Below are 17,214 nucleotides of genomic sequence, written 5' to 3'. Positions count from 1 at the left end.
CAACAACCTTTCTACACTATCCAAACATACAAAAAAAATACAAAACAAAGGCCGTCTGAATTGCTCTTTCAGACGGCCTGTTTACATGATTTCTATTTATCCAATACGTTGAAGGACAATTTCTAGGACAAATTTACTGCCTACATAGGCAAAAATCAGACTGACAAATCCGACAATAGTCCAAACGGCGGCTTTCTTGCCGCGCCATGCGGTCATACTGTGTTTCAGCAATAATGCACCATAAATCAGCCACGACATAATACTGAAGATGGTTTTATGCGTGAAGGTCATCGGCTTGCCGAAAACAGTTTCTGCAAAAAACGTACCGCTGATTACGGAATAGGTCAATAAAACGAAGCCTGCCCACATACCTTGGAACATAAGTTTTTCCAGACTCAATAATGGCGGTAAGAAGCTGACCAATGCGGAAAAACGGCGTTTGTGCAGATTGCGGTCGAGCAAAAGGATCAGGATAGCAAATAAGGTAACGATGCCAAATAATCCGTATGCGAGCAATGATGATGCGATGTGCGACAGCGGCAATAAGTCTACGATTTGACGGCCTGAAAAATCCCCCGGGAAAAGGAAACCCAACAATAAAGTCAATGCGGCACAAGGATACAATAAGAGCTGTACCCCGCGCAGACAATAAAAGAAGCTGCCCAGGCAGTACATCATCAGCATCAGCCAAACTATCAGACTGAGCGAATAGCCAAAACCGGTAATCAATACCCTATCCTGCAATACCGGGAACATCAATGCTGCGCCATGTACCAATAATGCGCCACTCAAAATCAGCAGCTCGGTTTTCAGCGGGTAAGACTTATTATTGTGCTTTTTATGTTGCAACCAGGAAAATGCGCCTAATCCGGCATACACCAGCATAAGGCAGATTAAGACAATCGGCATAAATATCTTTCTCAATAGACATGTAAACACTTGACGGACACCCGGCAGGGTTTCAGACGGCCTTGCTGTGCTTGTTTGTGTTCTTGAAGCATAACTTCGGACTATCGTGTAAAATAATCCGAATTTTATTTTAACAAAGAATGCCCTGTATTGGGCAGCTATTATCATTATCAAGGATAAGTATGTTAGACAACCTGACCAACCGCTTCAGCAAGGTACTTAAAAATATTCGCGGCCAATCAACGCTGACCGAAGACAATATCAAAGAAGCCTTGCGCGAGGTTCGTCTTGCCCTGCTGGAAGCCGACGTTGCATTGCCCGTCGTTAAAGAATTCGTCAATACAGTCAAAGAACAGGCCCTTGGCCAAGAAGTCGTCGGCAGCCTGACGCCTGACCAAGCCTTTATCGGCGTGGTCAACCAAGCCTTAATCGAATTAATGGGCAAGGAAAACAAAACGCTGGATTTATCGGTTTCACCGCCTGCCATCGTTTTGATGGCCGGTTTGCAGGGTGCCGGTAAGACAACAACTGTCGGCAAACTCGCCCGCCTGCTGAAAAACGATCAGAAGAAAAAAGTCTTGGTGGTATCTGCCGACGTTTACCGCCCTGCCGCGATTGAACAGCTGCGTCTGTTGGCCGAACAGGTCGGCGTGGACTTTTTTCCATCCGATACCAACCAAAAACCGGTTGAAATTGCAACTGCCGCCGTCGATTACGCCAAAAAACATTTTTACGATGTCTTGATGGTCGATACCGCCGGCCGTTTGGCAATCGATGAAGAGATGATGAACGAAATCAAAGCGCTTCATGCGGCGGTCAACCCGGTTGAAACTTTGTTCGTTATTGATGCCATGCTGGGTCAGGATGCGGTAAATACCGCTCAGGCATTTAATGAAGCCCTACCGCTGACCGGTGTCGTATTGACCAAGATGGACGGCGACTCGCGCGGCGGTGCGGCATTGTCCGTACGCCATGTGACCGGCAAACCAATTAAATTTATTGGTGTCGGCGAGAAAATCAACGGCCTCGAACCTTTCCACCCCGACCGTCTTGCCAGCCGTATCCTCGGCATGGGCGACGTATTGACCCTGATTGAAGACGTTCAAAAAGGCATTGATGAAGAAGCCGCCGCCAAAATGGCGAAAAAGCTGCAAAAAGGCAAGGGCTTCGACCTCAACGACTTTAAAGAACAAATCCAGCAGATGCGCAATATGGGCGGCTTGGAAAACCTGATGTCGAAAATGCCGGGCGAACTGGGTCAAATATCGAAACAAATCCCCGAAGGCACGGCTGAAAAAGCGATGGGCAAAGTAGAAGCCATCATCAACTCGATGACCCCTAAAGAACGCGCCAACCCTGCCCTGCTCAAAGCCAGCCGCAAACGCCGTATTGCAATGGGTGCGGGCACAACCGTGCAGGAAGTGAATAAATTGCTCAAACAATTTGAACAAATGCAACAAATGATGAAGATGTTCAGCGGCAACGGTTTGGGCAAACTGATGCGTTTGGCCAAAGGCATGAAGGGAATGAAAGGCATGTTCCCGGGTTTGTAAGCCGATTTGACAGAAAACGCCGTCTGAAAAGTTTCAGACGGCGTTTTGGTTTTGCATTCTGATTTAAAACCATGAGGCTTTAGCAACCATCTATTCTATAACGTCTAATATAAAAGGCCGTCTGAAATCCTATTTTCAGACGGCCTTTGCTTATTCAACCTTCAACTTATTGCGGCTTTTTCTGCTCTTCGCGTACTTTGTCCACCAACTGATCAATCGTGGTCATGCCGGACTGCCAGTCTTTAAATTCGACTTGGTATTTGCCGCCGACGATAACGGTCGGTGTGCCACTGATTTGGAATTTATTGGTTAACTCTTCCATTTGAGCTGCACGCGCTTGGCTTTCAGGAGCTTCAAATGCAGCCAATACTTTTTTGCCATCAAATGCAGTTTGCTCTGACAACCATTTTTTCAGGGTATCGGTATCGGCCAGATTGATTTTTTGATTAACCATTGCATCGAAAATATGGCTGTTGGCTTTATCTGATTCGCCAGCCATTTCCACTGCAGCGGCCAAACGTGCCAAAGGTTTCATTTCGTCGCCCCAAATCACATGCTCGCGACGCAGGTAGGTATCGTCTTTGAACGTTTTGGTGTGCTCACTCAAAACCGGCTCCAAATGGGCGCAATGCGGGCAGAAGTAGCCGAAGAATTCCAATACTTCGACTTTGCCGGCCTGTTGTTGCGGAATAGGCGTAGACAATACAGTGTAGTTCACGCCTTCGGTCAATGGGGCTGGCGCTGCCGGAGCGGATGCGCTGCTTTGGGCGCTGTCTGCCGGAACGCTGGTTTCAGCCTGTTTGCCGCAAGCGGCCAATGCCAACAGGGTCAATGAAGTCAAAGCTAAGGTTTTCAATTTCATAGGTATCTCTTTACATTCAAATCAATGTGCGGATTTTATGGCATTTTGTTGAAGGCGTGTTCAATTTGAGTGAAAAAATATGTTTAGTTTTATTTCAGCCTTTATAAAGGCCGTCTGAAATATGGCTTGGATAATTAGCCTTATTTTCAGACGGCCTTTGCCTGATTTCATCAGAAACGGTAATTTACCCGAGCAGTATAGCCACGCGGATTACCCGGCATAGAGCCCGAACGCCAATATTTTTGATTGAGCAGATTGGCAGCGGCAAAGGTAACGTTAACATTTTTATGGTTCCAGCCGAGCATGGCATCAACTCGGGCAAAGCCTGGAAGCGTGGTGACTTCTTTATTTCTTGAATCGTAGCCGTAGCGTTTGCCCGTACCGGTTACGCCGATTTCGCCGTAGAGGTTTTCGGTCGGCGTGTAACGGAAAAACAGGTTGCCGGTAACGTTGCTGGTGTTTTCCAAATGGATGCCCACACGGTTTGGATTTTCCTTGTCTTCAACCACTTTCGCCTGCATCACGCCCAACGATCCGCGCAGGTAGAGTTTTTTGGGGATGATTTGTCCGATGGCGGACAACTCCACGCCGCGCGAACGGTGTTTGCCGCCGACTGCCCAAGTGTAGGGATCATTTTGCGCGTCGGGGCGGTAGCGGATATTGAAGCGTTCGATTTGGTAGGCGGACAATGTGGTGCTGAGGCGGTCGTCCAGCCAACTGCTTTTGATGCCGGTTTCGTATTGGCGGGTGTACTCGGGGTCGGCGTTGAACACGGCGGCAGACGAAGTGTCGATACTCAAATAGCCGCCGCGTCCGCCATAAGGCGCGAAGCCTTTGTTATACGAGGCGTAGAGCGTGTGAGCGGGCGTTACGTTCCACACTGCGCCGATGTTGGGGCTGAACGAGTGGCCGCTGTATTGGCGGCTGCTGCCGGTGAGTTTGTTTTCGGAATTAAAGGTGTATTTGTCGTAACGGCCGCCGAGGACGAATTTCAAGTCGGGCGTGGCGGAGAAGATGTTTTGCACGAAAATGCCGTAGGAGTCGGCTTTGTGGCGGTTTTGGGTGAGGACGGGTTGCAGCCTGCCCGAAGCCGGCCAGCTTGCGCGGTCGTAGGGGTTGATGGAGGCTGTAAAGGCGCGGCTGAAACCCAATGTCGGGTTGCGGTGTTCGCGGCTGTAATCCAAGCCTATGGTCAGGTGGTTTTCAAAACGGCCGATGTGGTAGTCGCCGTTGAGCGTGAAGTTGGACGACAGGGTTTTGTTGTCGGTCTGCTGCCAGGCGTAGTTGCGCTTGATTAGGCTGCCGTTTTCGCTGCCTGCATAGAAATGGTCGAAATCCTGCGCCGCCGTGCGGTGGGCGAGCTGCCATTGGGCGCGCCATTTGTCGTTGAAGGCGTATTCGAGGTCGGAACGCCAGACTTGCAGCTTGTCTTTGACAAAATCGTTCGGGTGGGCGAAACCCATGCGGTAAGGCAGTCCGAAGCGGTCGTACACGGACTTGGTCGGACTGCGGTCGGGCGTGCGCTCCACATTGTCGTAGGTGTATTGCCCCGTCCATTTCAAGCCGTTGTCGAGTTTGACGGTAATGCTGGGCGAAACCATGACGTTTTTGCTGTCTATGCCGCTGCGGAACGAATTGGCGCGCCCGACTTCGCCGGTGAGGCGGATGGCGACGTTTTTGTTCAGCACTTCGTTGATGTCCATATTCAGGCTGCGGTTTGCCCACGAGCCATAAACCGCACCGATGCTGCGGCTTTGTTTGAAGTTGGCGTATTTGCTGACCATGTTGATGACGCCGCCGCCGTTGGTGCGTCCGTAAAGCACGGAAGACGGACCTTTCAGGATTTCCACGCGCTCGATGTTGGCAGTACTACGGCGCACCTGCCCACTTTCGCGCACACCGTCACGGTAAATATCGGATGCGTCGGCTTGAAAGCCGCGCAGGAAAATGCTTTCGCCGCGCATATCGTAAGCGGCGTCAATGCCGGCATTGCCTTCAAGGATGGAACTCAAATCGTTTGTGCCGTAATTTTTGTTTTTCTGGATATTGAGCGTATCGACGGTTTGCGGCGTTTCTTTAATGAGCTGTCCGTTGCGGGTAACGGCGGCTTCGTCATAGTTGATGTAGCCTTTGAGTACGCTGGTATCGGACTGTCCGACCACAGAAACAGTGGGCAAAGTAGCGGTGTAATGTTCACCATTGTCCTGCGTATCGGCGGCAGCAACAGGGAAGGAAGCGATAATCAGCGTGGGTAATAAAGCCAAATGAAATGGTATTTGCATTTTTATACTCAATTTAACGAAACAACCGAATTATATTGCTTCAAAAAAGAAATGAGAATAGTTTCTTTTAATTATATTTAACATGATATTTGTAAACAAAGGCCGTCTGAAATACATATCGGTTTCAGACGGCCTTTGTTTATTAATAGACACTTCAAACTACTTACTCAACAGCATTTCCTGCATCAGCTTCATGCCCCATTGCCAGCCACCGAGTGCACCGTTCAACTGGCCGGAATGCGGCGATTGAAGCAGGCGTGCATGCCAGCGGTCGGCCTGTTCTTGCGCCCAATCGCGTGGCGTGCCGTTTTTTTCGGCGATAACCAACGCTGTACGGCAAGGGCAGCGGACACGCTGGAATGTATGGATTTCGTCCTCGGGAAAAGCTTCTGGACGCGGCGAGACCAAAATAATATTGGTCAGGCGTTTTTGCGTCATGATGTCGGCTTGATACAGCCATGCTAAAAATGCGGACACGCCGGCACCATGAGCCACGACGGCAATATTTCTGCTGACGATATGGTCGAAGGCCGTCTGAATGGCGTGTTGCCATTCGGAAATGGTTTGCCGACTATCGGCTTCGGCAGTTTGAACAATCGGATAGCTGACCGCCCAGCGGTCTATCCACATTTCCGCTTCATCCGCATCGCGTATCAGAAACAGTGCCATTTCTTCGAGTTCGAAGCTCTGCATTTCAAACGGCCTATTTGAGCAAGTCGTTGAGTGTAAATGCAATCAGCAATGCGGCAGGCACGCTGAGGATGGCACAAGTCGCCAGACAAAGTACGATGTTGGCAACCAGCCGCCAGCCCTTCCAAGCAAAGCATTTGGCCGCAATCAGCAGGCAAGGCAGGGAAAACAGCAGCCATACCAACGCCCAAGTCGGATTGGCCTTGGTCGGCGCAACCCAGCCGGACATCCGCGCCAGCATAAACACTGCCCACACCAGCATAGGCAGCACAAATGCCGCCACGACCCACGCCGCGCCTACGCCGGTTTTGCCGTTTATATTCCAATCATATTTACCCAAAACCTTATTCGGCAACATAGTCATACTCCACAACTAAAGGGGCGTGATCCGAGAATTTTTCGTCTTTATAAACATGTGCGGAAACGGCTTTGGCGGCCAACTCCGGCGTAACCATCTGATAATCGATACGCCACCCGACATCTTTCGCATACGCTTGTCCGCGGTTGCTCCACCAGGTATAGCCCGGCACATCGGGATAAAGTGTGCGCCACATATCCGTCCAACCGAGCTTATGGATGACTTTGCCTATCCATTCGCGCTCTTCAGGCAAGAAGCCCGAATTTTTCTGATTACCCTTCCAGTTTTTCAAGTCGATGTTTTGGTGGGCAATATTCCAGTCGCCGCAGACGACGATGTCGCGTCCTTCGTTTTTCATGGCTTCGAGCATGGGATAGAACGCGTCCAAAAAGCGGTATTTCACTTGTTGGCGCTCTTCCGCACTGCTGCCGCTGGGCAGATACAGCGAAATTACCGACAACTTGCCGAAATCGCAACGGACAAAACGGCCTTCCCTGTCAAATTCCTCAATGCCCATGCCGATTTGCACATTGTCGGGTTTGCGTTTGCTGTACACCGCCACGCCGCTGTAACCGCGCTTTTCGGCGCAATGCCAGTAGCCGTGCATACCGTGCGGATTCTTCATATCGTCTGACAGGTCGGCTTCTTGAGCTTTCAGTTCCTGCACGCAGACAATATCGGCACCGGAAGCGGCGATGTATTCATAAAAACCTTTTTTATAGGCGGAGCGGATGCCGTTGACGTTGGCAGAGATGATTTTCAACATAAGATTTGAGTAATTTTTTAAAAACGGATAATAGGATTGAGGTTTTCAGACGGCCTGCAAGTCATAAACAAATACTTTGGAATTGCGACCGTTGGCATTGTATTCCTGCCGGCGTTCAGCAGGCAGGTCATCGGCTGAGGCCGTCTGAAAGCCCCGTTCGACAAACCATTCGCCCGTATGTGTGGATAAGGCGAAAAGCGTTTTGATATTTAAGGCACGCGCTTTTTGAAACAGATGTTCCAACAGCAATTCGCCGTAGCCGCCATCGCGCGCTTCGGGCGATACTACCAAACAGGCCAATTCGCCGCAGTCCGGTTCGGTAAAGGTTTTCAACGCCACACAGCCGTAAATGTTTTGATCGTGTTCCAATACGGAAAAACTGGAAATATGGTTTTCCAAATACTCTCGGCTGCGGTGTAACAAGATGCCTTGTTCTGCCAGCGGACGGATTAAGGCAATGATGTGCGGGATGTCGTCGCTGCGTGCTTGACGGATGGAAACAAACGGCTCACGCGCAATAGATGTACCGCTGCCCTCGCGGGTAAACAGCTCGCGCAGCAGGCTGCCGTCTTCACGGCCGTTGAGAATCTGCACCCGCGATACGCCGTTTTCCAACGCGCCTACCGCCGCATGCAGCAAATCGGCCGGCGCATCGGGATTGTCGTGTATCAGTTCCTGCACTTCGCCGACAGACAAAGTATTGGCCAACGAGCCGTCGGCACGGCGGATACCGGCTTCTTCGGTCAAGAAAACCAGTTTCTCCGCCTGCAAAGCCATGGCCACTTCCTGAGCGGTTTCGCACATACTCAGATTGAAGGTTTTACCGCTGTACGAATGTCCCAAAGGACTGATAAGCACCACCGCGCCGCCATCCAAACGCAAACGGATTTCTTCCGCGTCGATTTTGCGGACGGTACCGGTATAGCCCATGTCCACACCGTCGATAACGCCCAACGGACGGGCGGTAATAAAGTTGCCACACGCGATAACCGGCGGCTTACTCCGTTGCGGTGCGGATACGCTGCTGAACAAGGCAGCTTCGACATCGCTGCGAATAATCCCCGCCACCTGCTTCACTTCCATCAAAGTCGCTTCATCGGTAATCCGTCGGCTGCCGCTGTATTTCGGAACAAAATTCCGACCCGAAGCCAATTTGTCGAGCAAATGCCGCGAACCGTGCACCAAGACCAAACGCAAGCCCAAGCTGGCCAACAGATTCAAATCTGTGGCCAAACGAATCAAGGTTTCGCCTTCCAACAGGCTGTCGGTCACACCGACCACCATGGTTTTGCCGCGCAAATATTGGATATAGGGCGCGGCCTCACGAAAGCTGGCGACAAAATGGGCGATGGCACTCATAGCAGGGCAAGATAAAAGAGTTGCATAATCAAAACCGTCAGCGCAATCAGCGATGCCAAAGTCCAGTTGAAACCGTCCTTGCGCGTTTTGACCGCCGCCTGCTCTTCCGCCTTAGGCTCTTCCTTGAGTGCACTATTGAGCAAATCGGAAATTTCTTTGCGCGAGAGTTTGGAATGTTTGAGGATTTGCGCGCCGATGTTATGCACGAGGCGCACATCCGTTACCGCCACAGGCAGATGGGCCGGATCGGCCGGCAGGTTGCCCGACAGATAATCCTTGGCCTTAAACATCCCCGAACAACGCGTGCAGACCACGAAACCCTGCGCCACGTTCAACTGAGCATCTTTCACCCAATGCGGTGTTTTACAATGAGGACAAGAACAAGCAGGCATGAGTATTTTCCGTAAGTGTATTGAATCAAAAATATATTTTAGCCAATGTTTCAGGCCGTCTGAAAACTGTTTCAGACGACCTGAGCATGATGTTATGGTTTAAACCGCGCCGTAACGTTCGCGATAGGCTTTGACCGGCTCGAAAAAGCCTCCAAATTCGGCATTGTTTTGCAAGAGCGTGAACAAATCGTTCAAATTGGCAATCGAAACCACCGGCAGGCCGTATTGTTTTTCGACTTCCTGCACCGCCGACAATTCGCCCGTGCCTTTTTCCATGCGGTCGAGCGCAATGGCCACTGCGGCAGGCGTTGCGCCTTCGGCCTCAATCAGTTTGACTGACTCGCGCACGGATGTACCGGCGGAAATCACATCATCGATAATCAGCACGCGGCCTTTCAAAGGCGCACCCACTAACACACCGCCCTCGCCGTGGTCTTTGGCTTCTTTGCGGTTGTAGGCAAAAGGCACGTTCACGCCTTTTTCCGCCAACATCATCGCTGTTGCCGCCGCCAAAATAATGCCTTTATAGGCTGGGCCGAACAGCATATCGAACTTCACGCCGCTGGCAATAATGGCCTCGGCGTAAAACTTCGCCAGCTGCAAAGTCGATGCGCCGTCATTGAACAAACCGGCATTGAAAAAATAAGGCGACTGACGGCCGGCCTTGGTCGTAAATTCGCCGAATTTCAACACGTTTTGTGCCAAAGCGAATTTGAGGAAGTCTTGACGGAAATCGGACATTTGGGTTCTCCCGAAAGATGTTGATTTATCAAAGAAACGATTATAAAGGATTCATGCGGAAAAATCAGGCCGTCTGAAAACAGGTTCAACCCCGCTTTAAACCGACTTGCCCTATTCCCTTTCAAACCGACAAGGCGGCATTGCCGTCTTATCCCTGCAATCAAAAAGGATTATTCCCGATGATACGGATGGTTGTGCAAAATCGAAACGGCGCGATAAAGCTGCTCGGTCAATAAAACGCGCACCATGCCGTGCGCCAAGGTCAGGCTGGAAAGGCGCATCATCATGTTTGCCTGCTGTTTCAATCGGTCGGTCATGCCGTCTGCGCCGCCGATAATAAAGCAGACGTGTTCGCCGTTTTGCTGCCAGCTTTTCAAATGTTGCGCCAATTCGACCGAAGTCGGCGCTTTGCCGCGCTCGTCCAATACCACCAAAAACGCGCCCTGCGGTATAGCTTCCAACAGGCGTTTTTCTTCAGCCGTCATACCCTGAGCCGCATTCACACCCGCGCCGCGTTTCTCTGGCTTGATTTCTTTCAGCGCATAATTGACATCGCGCCCGAAGCGTTTGGCGTACTCGCTGACGGCTTCATCCACCCAACGCGGCATTTTCGTGCCGACAGCCAAGACGGTGATATTCATGGAGTATCCTTTTGTTATCGAATTGTCGGTTGGGGATTATGGTCAAGCAAGTTCTTAACCTTTTCAAACCATGAGCCAATACCCACCTCAACCGACTGAAAATAAAAGGCCGTCTGAAAGCCGAATGTATCCCGTTCGGCTGTTTCAGACGGCCTTTCAATGATTAGCAGTGAACCAGTGTACCTTCGTTTTCGCCGGTTACCACGCGTTTGAGCGAGCCTTCTTTAGCAATGCCGAATACCACGATATTGAGCTTGCGTTCTCGGCAGAGGGCGAAAGCGGTGGCATCCATCACTTTGAGGTTTTTCAACAAGGCTTCGTCAAAAGTAATGGTTTCGTAGCGTGTTGCAGATGGATCTTTTTTCGGATCTGCGGTGTACACGCCGTCAACGTTGGTGGCTTTGAGCATCACGTCGCAGTTCATTTCCGCACCGCGCAATGCGGCGGCAGTATCGGTCGTGAAGAATGGGTTACCGGTACCGGCGGCAAAAATCACGACTTTGCCTTCTTCCAAATATTGAATGGCTTTAGGACGGGCGTAAGTTTCAGCGATTTGCTGCATAGACAGTGCGGATTGTACGCGCGCTTTGATGCCCAAAGTTTCAAATGCGTCTTTAAGTGCCAACGCGTTCATTACAGTTGCCATCATGCCCATGTAGTCGGCAGTGGCGCGGTCCATGCTGCCTGCTTGTGCAGATACGCCGCGGAAAATGTTACCGCCGCCGACAACGATACCGACTTGCACGCCCATTTTAACGACTTCGGCAATTTCGCCGACAGTTTGAACGATGGTATCGTGATTGATACCGAACGGATCAGAACCCATCAGGGATTCGCCGGAGAGTTTCAGTAATACGCGTTTGTATTTGATTTGCTGTGTCATGGGATACCTTGCTTTCTTGAATGTCGTCGGTCGGAGTTTGGGCCGTCTGAATTTCAAACGGTCGGATTACAATGATATGGTGTGTCGTTCTATTATTGTTTTGTTTTCAGACGGCCTGAATATTCGGTCGTCTTAAAATAGGTACCGTAAACGGTTTTCTCAAAAAAAAGCACCCTGATTCGTTTGGAATCTAGGTGCTTTCTTTTTCATAAGTGCCTTACACTTTAGCAGCGGCAGCAACTTCGGCTGCGTAGTCAACAACGGCTTTCTCGATACCGTCGCCTACTTTGTAGCGTACGAAGCTAACCACTTCAGTGCCGTTTTCTTTAGCGAATTGGGCAACAGTTTGGTCAGGGTTCATCACGAATGCTTGGCCGTTCAGAGTGATTTCAGCCAAGAATTTGCGGATACGGCCTTCAACCATTTTAGCGGCGATGTCGGCAGGTTTGCCGGAAGCGATCGCTTGTTCGGTGTAGATGTGGCGTTCTTTTTCAACGGTTTCAGCATCTACTTCGGCTTCGCTTACGCATTGTGGTTTAGCGGCAACGATGTGCATACCGATTTTGCGTGCTACGTCTTCAGAGCCTTTGAACTCAACCAATACGCCTTCGGTAGCCAAAGCACCGTGGATGTAGGCAACCAGTTGGTTGGCAGTGTCGATCACTTGGAAGCGGCGAACAGACATGTTCTCGCCCAATTTAGCGATGATGGCTTTGCGTTCTGCCTCAACCAGTTCGCTCAGTTCTTCAACAGAAGCCGGTTTTTTCTCGGCAGCAGTTTTAGCAACGAAGTTGGCAAATTCTACGAAACCGGCATCTTTAGCAACAAAGTCGGTTTCGCAGTTTACTTCAACCAATGCGCCGACATTGCCGTTGATCGCGTAAGCCAATACGCCTTCGGCAGCAGTACGGCCAGCCAGTTTACCGGCTTTCGCACCAGATTTAATACGCAGGATTTCTTCGGCTTTGTCGAAGTTGCCTTCAGCTTCAACCAAGGCTTTTTTGCATTCCATCATGCCCAGGCCGGTAGCGGCGCGCAGGTCGGCAACCATTTTTGCAGTAATTTCTGCCATTTTGAATCTCCTAGATTTTTGGGAACACGGCGATTGCCGTGTTTGGAAATAGTGGCCGTCTGAAACGGATTTCAGAACGGGATTTGAGAAAAGGGGCATAACGCCCCTCTTCTGTGTACCGAATTACTCGGCAGCAGCTTCTTGGGCAGCAGCTACAGTTTCTTGCAGCGCTTGGTTTTTGCCTTCCAAAACTGCGTCGGCGATGCCGCGGCAGTACAGGCGGATAGCTTTAGCGGAGTCATCGTTACCAGGGATAACGTATTTCACGCCGTCAGGGCTGTTGTTGGTATCGACTACGGCGATAACAGGGATGCCCAGTTTTTCAGCTTCAACCAAAGTACCTTTTTGGTAGCCGGTATCGATAACGAAAATCGCGTCAGGCAGGCCTTTCATGTTTTTGATACCGCCCAAAGAACGTTCCAGTTTTTCAACGTCGCGTTGCATTTCCAGAATTTCTTTTTTGTTGAAACCGCCTTCGGCAGCGTTTTCCAGAGCAGCAGTTTTTTCTTCCAGGCGTTTGATGGATTGCTTAACGGTTTTGTAGTTAGTCAGCATACCACCCAACCAGCGGTAATCAACGAAAGGCATACCGGCACGGGTAGCTTCTTCGCGGATGATGTCGCGGGCTTGGCGTTTGGTACCTACGAACAATACTGTACCTTTGTTGGCAACCAGACGACGTACGGCTTCTTGCGCCTCTTGGAACATCGGCAGGGTTTTTTCCAAGTTTACGATATGGATTTTGTTGCGCGCACCGAAAATGTATTGAGCCATTTTCGGGTTCCAGAAACGGGTTTGGTGACCGAAGTGAACACCGGCTTCAATCATCTGACGCATAGTAATTTGAGACATGTTATTTCCTTGAAAGGGTTAAAGAGCACACATTCAATCGCATAGAACTTGATAGGCGGCGCCTATTGTCAAGCACCCTTCGGCGAAAGTGGGCATAAGTTTTAAAAATAAAAGCATGTTTCCGAAATGGAAAACTGACGGATTATAGCGGATAAGAGGCCGTCTGAAAAGGGATTTTATACCTTTCTGTCCTGTTTTCCATCCGTCTGTACCGCCTTTTGGCGGGCCGCTTCAAACTCCGCCTGTTCCTGCCGTTTCATCCGGCGGTTGCGGCGACGGATGGTCACGACGAAGACCGTGAACACAGTGGGCAACACTGCCCAAAAAACCAAATAAATCAACGCGCGCGCAATACTCGGCTGCGCGGCGGAAAACATCACGGCGACAAAAAGATAGCCGATGGCGACAATATGCCACATTGTGTGCGTCCTGTTTGAATGTTAACAAAATCGTTATAATCGCAACATTCTACCGCAATCCCGAAAGGCCGTCTGAAAATGAGGAATCCCGACAAATCGACATTACGCAAACAGTTCCGCCGCGCACGCGCCCAAATGAGCGCAGACGAGCGAAACGCCTCCACCGAAACCATCAGCCGCCTGCTCAAACCCTACATCAAAAAAGGACGGAAAATTGGCGTGTATTGGCCGATAGGCAAGGAATTGCGACTGGATGGCTTTGTCCGTGCCGCACAAAAACGCGGCGCAAAACTCTACCTACCCTATATCGAACCGAACACGCGGCGGATGTGGTTTACCCCCTACCCTGCCGACGGCACCAAACAAGAACGCAAACGCGGCCGCGCCAAATTGAGCGTTCCCCAATTTACCGGCAAAAAAATCCGCGTCCACCAACTCAGCCTGCTGCTGGTTCCCATCGTCGGCATCGACAAACGCGGCTACCGCCTCGGACAAGCCGGCGGCTATTACGACGCCACCCTCTCCGCCATGAAATACCGCCTACAAACCCAAACCCTGGGCGTAGGCTTTGGCTGCCAACTGACCGACACACTGCCGACCGAACCCCACGACCTGCCGCTGGACGGGTTTGTATCGGAGTCGGGCGTGCTGATGTTCAAACATCATTAATCAATAGCTTTCAGACGACCTCAGAGATGCCGTCCGTTAAGACACTATAAATGGTCGTCTGAAAACTCAAACCATCAAATACAAAAGAAGAAACCCCCATGACTGATTTTTCATCCACTCCCGTTTTATCCTTCGACCGCGTCCGTCTCGAACCTTTAACAACGGCACACGAAGCCGGTTTGCGCGAAGCAGTTTGCGACGGTGAAGTCTGGAAGCTCAATGTAACCACCGCGCCCGAACCCGAGCAAGTGGCGGACTATATCCGCACTGCTATGCAAACCCGTCTCGCCTTTGCCGTCATCGACGAAGACACGGGAAAAATTGTCGGCTCGACTTCGCTTTACCACATCGACCCCGCCATCCCACGCCTCTACATCGGTTTCACATGGTATGCCCTGTCGGCACAGCGCACGCACATCAATACCGCCTGCAAAATCATGTTGCTCGACTACGTTTTCGACACTTTAAACTGCCGCTGCGCCTGCTGGCAGACCGACAACCTCAACACCGCCTCCCAACGCGCCATCGAACGCTTGGGCGCACACCAAGACGGCATCTTGCGCTGCCACAAGCTGCGGAAAGACGGTAGCGTGCGCGATACGGTCGAATACAGCCTGCTGCGTGAGGAATGGCCGCAGGCAAGGGCAAAACTGCTCAAAAAAGCGGCAGCTTATGACGCATCCTGAAAAAACGTTTTCTTCTTCATTTTTTCATCAAAACACGCCCATCTTGCTGACAATCCGAACTCTTTAAAAAATTAATGAAATAAGGTGCAACACCGTCAATCCCCTGATAAATAAAGGCCGTCTGAAAGTTTCAGACGGCCTTTATTCGGATTAACCCTTACTTCGCATCTTTAAATCCGCGTTTCAAATGCACCATCAACAATGCGACGGCGGCAGGGGTTACGCCGGAAATGCGGCTGGCTTGGCCGACGGTTTCGGGTTTGTGCTGGTTGAGCTTTTGTTGCACTTCTGCCGACAAACCTTTGACTTTGCTGTAATCGATATCCTCGGGCAGCTTTAAGGTTTCGATGTCGCGGCGGCTGTCGATTTCTTCGTTTTGGCGGTCGATATAGCCTTGGTATTTGACTTGGATTTCGACTTGTTCGACCACGCTGTCGGCAAGTGCGGTTTCAGGTTGTGCGTCGGGCAGGGTCATCAGCGCGGCGTAGTCGAGGTTCGGGCGGCGCAGGAGGTCGTGCAGGTTGGCTTCGCGGCTGAGTTTTTGGCCGAATACGCGCAGCTGCTCTTCTTCGGCGAGTTTTTGCGGCGTGTACCACATTGTTTTCAAACGTTGGATTTCGCGTTCGATGGCTTCGCGTTTTTCGTTGAACATGCGCCATTGCGCTTCGCCCACCAAGCCGATTTTGTAGCCGTCTTCGGTCAGGCGCATGTCGGCGTTGTCTTCTCTGAGTTGCAGACGGTATTCGGCGCGGCTGGTGAACATTCGGTAAGGCTCGTTCACGCCTTTGGTGATGAGGTCGTCCACCAATACGCCGAGATAGGCTTGTTCGCGGCGGAGCAGGAGCGGGTCTTGTTCGCGGACGTATTGCACGGCGTTCGCACCTGCGAGCAGGCCTTGCGCGGCGGCTTCTTCGTAGCCAGTCGTGCCGTTGATTTGTCCGGCGAAGAAGAGGCCTTGGATGGTTTTGGTTTCGAGGCTGGCCTTGAGGTTGCGCGGGTCAAAGTAGTCGTATTCGATGGCGTAGCCGGGGCGCAGGATATGGGCGTTTTCCAGGCCTTTCATGCTGCGCACGAGCGCGATTTGGATGTCGAACGGCAGGCTGGTGGAGATACCGTTGGGGTAGTATTCGTTAGTGGTCAGGCCTTCGGGTTCGAGGAAAATCTGGTGGCTGTCTTTGTCGGCGAAGCGGTTGATTTTGTCTTCGATAGACGGGCAGTAGCGCGGGCCGACGCCTTCGATTTTGCCGGTGAACATGGGGCTGCGGTCGAAGCCGCTGCGGATAATTTCGTGTGTTTTCAAATTGGTATGCGTAATCCAGCAGGACACTTGGCGCGGGTGCATATCGGCGTTGCCGCGCACGGAAAAGACGGGCACGGGCGTGTCGCCGGGCTGTTCGGTGAGCTGGGAGAAATCAATCGTGCGGCCGTCGATGCGCGGCGGCGTGCCGGTTTTCAGACGGCCTTGTGGCAGGTTCAATTCGCGTAAACGGCCGCCCAAGGATTTGGCGGCGGGGTCGCCGGCGCGGCCGCCTTCGTAATTTTCCAAACCGATATGGATTTTGCCGGACAAAAACGTGCCGGCGGTCAACACGACGGCGCGTGCTTTAAACTCCACGCCCATCGCGGTAACCACGCCACTGATGCGTTCTCCGTCGAGTGTGACGTCTTCGACGGCTTGTTGGAAAAGGTCGAGGTTTTCTTGGTTTTCCAACATTTCGCGGATGGCGGCTTTATATAGGATACGGTCGGCCTGCGCGCGCGTGGCTCGCACTGCCGCGCCTTTGCTGGCATTCAAGCGGCGGAACTGGATGCCGGATTTGTCGGTGGCCAGCGCCATTGCGCCGCCCAATGCGTCGAGTTCGCGCACGAGGTGGCCTTTGCCGATACCGCCGATGGAGGGGTTGCACGACATTTGTCCGAGCGTTTCGATGTTGTGTGTGAGCAAAAGCGTCTGCGCGCCCATGCGTGCGGCGGCAAGCGCGGCTTCGGTACCGGCATGGCCGCCACCGACGACAATCACGTCGTAGGTTTTGGGGTAAATCATGTAAGTCATTTTTATGTGTTCTGTAAAGGTTTCAGA

The 17,214-nt window shown here is 51.5% G+C and carries 18 protein-coding genes; 3 read left to right on the top strand and 15 right to left on the bottom strand.

Annotated features, from left to right (window positions below; genetic code table 11):
* Positions 1 to 96 precede the first annotated feature (96 nt).
* Complete coding sequence (locus O3660_RS08080) at positions 97 to 909, bottom strand: inner membrane protein YpjD (protein WP_003684009.1); 813 nt, start codon at positions 907 to 909, stop codon at positions 97 to 99.
* A gap of 182 nt (positions 910 to 1,091) precedes the next feature.
* Here O3660_RS08080 and ffh point away from each other — a divergent pair, with 182 nt between their 5' ends.
* Positions 1,092 to 2,462, top strand: coding sequence for a signal recognition particle protein (gene ffh / locus O3660_RS08075; protein ID WP_004520277.1), 1,371 nt, complete (start codon positions 1,092 to 1,094; stop codon positions 2,460 to 2,462).
* A 166-nt stretch (positions 2,463 to 2,628) separates the two neighbouring features.
* Here ffh and O3660_RS08070 read toward each other — a convergent pair whose 3' ends face one another.
* The 13 genes from O3660_RS08070 to O3660_RS08010 form a co-directional block, all read right to left on the bottom strand.
* Positions 2,629 to 3,324: a thiol:disulfide interchange protein DsbA/DsbL gene (locus O3660_RS08070; RefSeq protein ID WP_003683989.1), complete on the bottom strand. Its 696-nt coding sequence runs from the start codon at positions 3,322 to 3,324 to the stop codon at positions 2,629 to 2,631.
* Between the two features lie 170 nt (positions 3,325 to 3,494).
* The gene (locus O3660_RS08065; RefSeq protein ID WP_049352698.1) at positions 3,495 to 5,606 is read right to left on the bottom strand and encodes a TonB-dependent receptor; all 2,112 of its coding nucleotides are present in this window, start codon (positions 5,604 to 5,606) and stop codon (positions 3,495 to 3,497) included.
* 159 nt (positions 5,607 to 5,765) lie between these two features.
* On the bottom strand, positions 5,766 to 6,299 hold the full coding sequence (locus tag O3660_RS08060) for an alpha/beta hydrolase (RefSeq protein ID WP_049352696.1): 534 nt from the start codon (positions 6,297 to 6,299) through the stop codon (positions 5,766 to 5,768).
* Positions 6,300 to 6,309: 10 nt separating this feature from the next.
* Positions 6,310 to 6,654: a hypothetical protein gene (locus tag O3660_RS08055; RefSeq protein WP_003682692.1), complete on the bottom strand. Its 345-nt coding sequence runs from the start codon at positions 6,652 to 6,654 to the stop codon at positions 6,310 to 6,312.
* The gene (locus tag O3660_RS08050) at positions 6,641 to 7,420 is read right to left on the bottom strand and encodes an exodeoxyribonuclease III (protein WP_003684015.1); all 780 of its coding nucleotides are present in this window, start codon (positions 7,418 to 7,420) and stop codon (positions 6,641 to 6,643) included. Before O3660_RS08050 ends, O3660_RS08055 begins: the two co-directional genes overlap by 14 nt.
* A gap of 45 nt (positions 7,421 to 7,465) precedes the next feature.
* The gene (gene argA / locus O3660_RS08045; RefSeq protein WP_049352695.1) at positions 7,466 to 8,779 is read right to left on the bottom strand and encodes an amino-acid N-acetyltransferase; all 1,314 of its coding nucleotides are present in this window, start codon (positions 8,777 to 8,779) and stop codon (positions 7,466 to 7,468) included.
* The gene (locus tag O3660_RS08040; protein WP_039862294.1) at positions 8,776 to 9,171 is read right to left on the bottom strand and encodes an MJ0042-type zinc finger domain-containing protein; all 396 of its coding nucleotides are present in this window, start codon (positions 9,169 to 9,171) and stop codon (positions 8,776 to 8,778) included. The genes argA and O3660_RS08040 overlap by 4 nt, the downstream gene beginning before the upstream one ends.
* A gap of 99 nt (positions 9,172 to 9,270) precedes the next feature.
* Positions 9,271 to 9,912, bottom strand: coding sequence for an orotate phosphoribosyltransferase (gene pyrE, locus O3660_RS08035; protein ID WP_003682682.1), 642 nt, complete (start codon positions 9,910 to 9,912; stop codon positions 9,271 to 9,273).
* A 170-nt stretch (positions 9,913 to 10,082) separates the two neighbouring features.
* Complete coding sequence (gene rlmH, locus O3660_RS08030; RefSeq protein ID WP_049352693.1) at positions 10,083 to 10,553, bottom strand: 23S rRNA (pseudouridine(1915)-N(3))-methyltransferase RlmH; 471 nt, start codon at positions 10,551 to 10,553, stop codon at positions 10,083 to 10,085.
* A gap of 163 nt (positions 10,554 to 10,716) precedes the next feature.
* Positions 10,717 to 11,436, bottom strand: coding sequence for a UMP kinase (gene pyrH, locus O3660_RS08025; protein ID WP_002243681.1), 720 nt, complete (start codon positions 11,434 to 11,436; stop codon positions 10,717 to 10,719).
* 217 nt (positions 11,437 to 11,653) lie between these two features.
* The gene (gene tsf / locus O3660_RS08020; RefSeq protein ID WP_012779539.1) at positions 11,654 to 12,508 is read right to left on the bottom strand and encodes a translation elongation factor Ts; all 855 of its coding nucleotides are present in this window, start codon (positions 12,506 to 12,508) and stop codon (positions 11,654 to 11,656) included.
* A gap of 123 nt (positions 12,509 to 12,631) precedes the next feature.
* Positions 12,632 to 13,360: a 30S ribosomal protein S2 gene (gene rpsB, locus O3660_RS08015; RefSeq protein ID WP_002230071.1), complete on the bottom strand. Its 729-nt coding sequence runs from the start codon at positions 13,358 to 13,360 to the stop codon at positions 12,632 to 12,634.
* A gap of 176 nt (positions 13,361 to 13,536) precedes the next feature.
* Complete coding sequence (locus tag O3660_RS08010; RefSeq protein ID WP_049352691.1) at positions 13,537 to 13,779, bottom strand: hypothetical protein; 243 nt, start codon at positions 13,777 to 13,779, stop codon at positions 13,537 to 13,539.
* Between the two features lie 78 nt (positions 13,780 to 13,857).
* Between O3660_RS08010 and O3660_RS08005 the strand changes: the two genes are divergently transcribed.
* Together O3660_RS08005 and O3660_RS08000 are read left to right on the top strand one after the other, a co-directional pair.
* On the top strand, positions 13,858 to 14,448 hold the full coding sequence (locus O3660_RS08005; RefSeq protein WP_049352688.1) for a 5-formyltetrahydrofolate cyclo-ligase: 591 nt from the start codon (positions 13,858 to 13,860) through the stop codon (positions 14,446 to 14,448).
* A 98-nt stretch (positions 14,449 to 14,546) separates the two neighbouring features.
* A complete protein-coding gene (locus O3660_RS08000; RefSeq protein WP_049352686.1) occupies positions 14,547 to 15,134 on the top strand; it encodes a GNAT family N-acetyltransferase in 588 nt (195 codons plus the stop codon).
* Positions 15,135 to 15,291: 157 nt separating this feature from the next.
* Here O3660_RS08000 and mnmG read toward each other — a convergent pair whose 3' ends face one another.
* On the bottom strand, positions 15,292 to 17,187 hold the full coding sequence (gene mnmG, locus O3660_RS07995; RefSeq protein ID WP_049352684.1) for a tRNA uridine-5-carboxymethylaminomethyl(34) synthesis enzyme MnmG: 1,896 nt from the start codon (positions 17,185 to 17,187) through the stop codon (positions 15,292 to 15,294).
* Positions 17,188 to 17,214: the final 27 nt, after the last annotated feature.

This window comes from Neisseria sp. 27098_8_139, from assembly GCF_041433195.1.
Lineage (GTDB): Bacteria > Pseudomonadota > Gammaproteobacteria > Burkholderiales > Neisseriaceae > Neisseria > Neisseria subflava.
This window is presented reverse-complemented; position numbering and strand designations above follow the sequence as displayed.

Bases quoted from the DNA above. Each gene is read 5' to 3' on its own strand.
- O3660_RS08080 (WP_003684009.1), bottom strand. From the start codon at position 909: ATGCCGATTGTCTTAATCTGCCTTATGCTGGTGTATGCCGGATTAGGC.
- ffh (WP_004520277.1), top strand. From the start codon at position 1,092: ATGTTAGACAACCTGACCAACCGCTTCAGCAAGGTACTTAAAAATATT.
- O3660_RS08070 (WP_003683989.1), bottom strand. From the start codon at position 3,324: ATGAAATTGAAAACCTTAGCTTTGACTTCATTGACCCTGTTGGCATTG.
- O3660_RS08065 (WP_049352698.1), bottom strand. From the start codon at position 5,606: ATGCAAATACCATTTCATTTGGCTTTATTACCCACGCTGATTATCGCT.
- O3660_RS08060 (WP_049352696.1), bottom strand. From the start codon at position 6,299: ATGCAGAGCTTCGAACTCGAAGAAATGGCACTGTTTCTGATACGCGAT.
- O3660_RS08055 (WP_003682692.1), bottom strand. From the start codon at position 6,654: ATGTTGCCGAATAAGGTTTTGGGTAAATATGATTGGAATATAAACGGC.
- O3660_RS08050 (WP_003684015.1), bottom strand. From the start codon at position 7,420: ATGTTGAAAATCATCTCTGCCAACGTCAACGGCATCCGCTCCGCCTAT.
- argA (WP_049352695.1), bottom strand. From the start codon at position 8,779: ATGAGTGCCATCGCCCATTTTGTCGCCAGCTTTCGTGAGGCCGCGCCC.
- O3660_RS08040 (WP_039862294.1), bottom strand. From the start codon at position 9,171: ATGCCTGCTTGTTCTTGTCCTCATTGTAAAACACCGCATTGGGTGAAA.
- pyrE (WP_003682682.1), bottom strand. From the start codon at position 9,912: ATGTCCGATTTCCGTCAAGACTTCCTCAAATTCGCTTTGGCACAAAAC.
- rlmH (WP_049352693.1), bottom strand. From the start codon at position 10,553: ATGAATATCACCGTCTTGGCTGTCGGCACGAAAATGCCGCGTTGGGTG.
- pyrH (WP_002243681.1), bottom strand. From the start codon at position 11,436: ATGACACAGCAAATCAAATACAAACGCGTATTACTGAAACTCTCCGGC.
- tsf (WP_012779539.1), bottom strand. From the start codon at position 12,508: ATGGCAGAAATTACTGCAAAAATGGTTGCCGACCTGCGCGCCGCTACC.
- rpsB (WP_002230071.1), bottom strand. From the start codon at position 13,360: ATGTCTCAAATTACTATGCGTCAGATGATTGAAGCCGGTGTTCACTTC.
- O3660_RS08010 (WP_049352691.1), bottom strand. From the start codon at position 13,779: ATGTGGCATATTGTCGCCATCGGCTATCTTTTTGTCGCCGTGATGTTT.
- O3660_RS08005 (WP_049352688.1), top strand. From the start codon at position 13,858: ATGAGGAATCCCGACAAATCGACATTACGCAAACAGTTCCGCCGCGCA.
- O3660_RS08000 (WP_049352686.1), top strand. From the start codon at position 14,547: ATGACTGATTTTTCATCCACTCCCGTTTTATCCTTCGACCGCGTCCGT.
- mnmG (WP_049352684.1), bottom strand. From the start codon at position 17,187: ATGACTTACATGATTTACCCCAAAACCTACGACGTGATTGTCGTCGGT.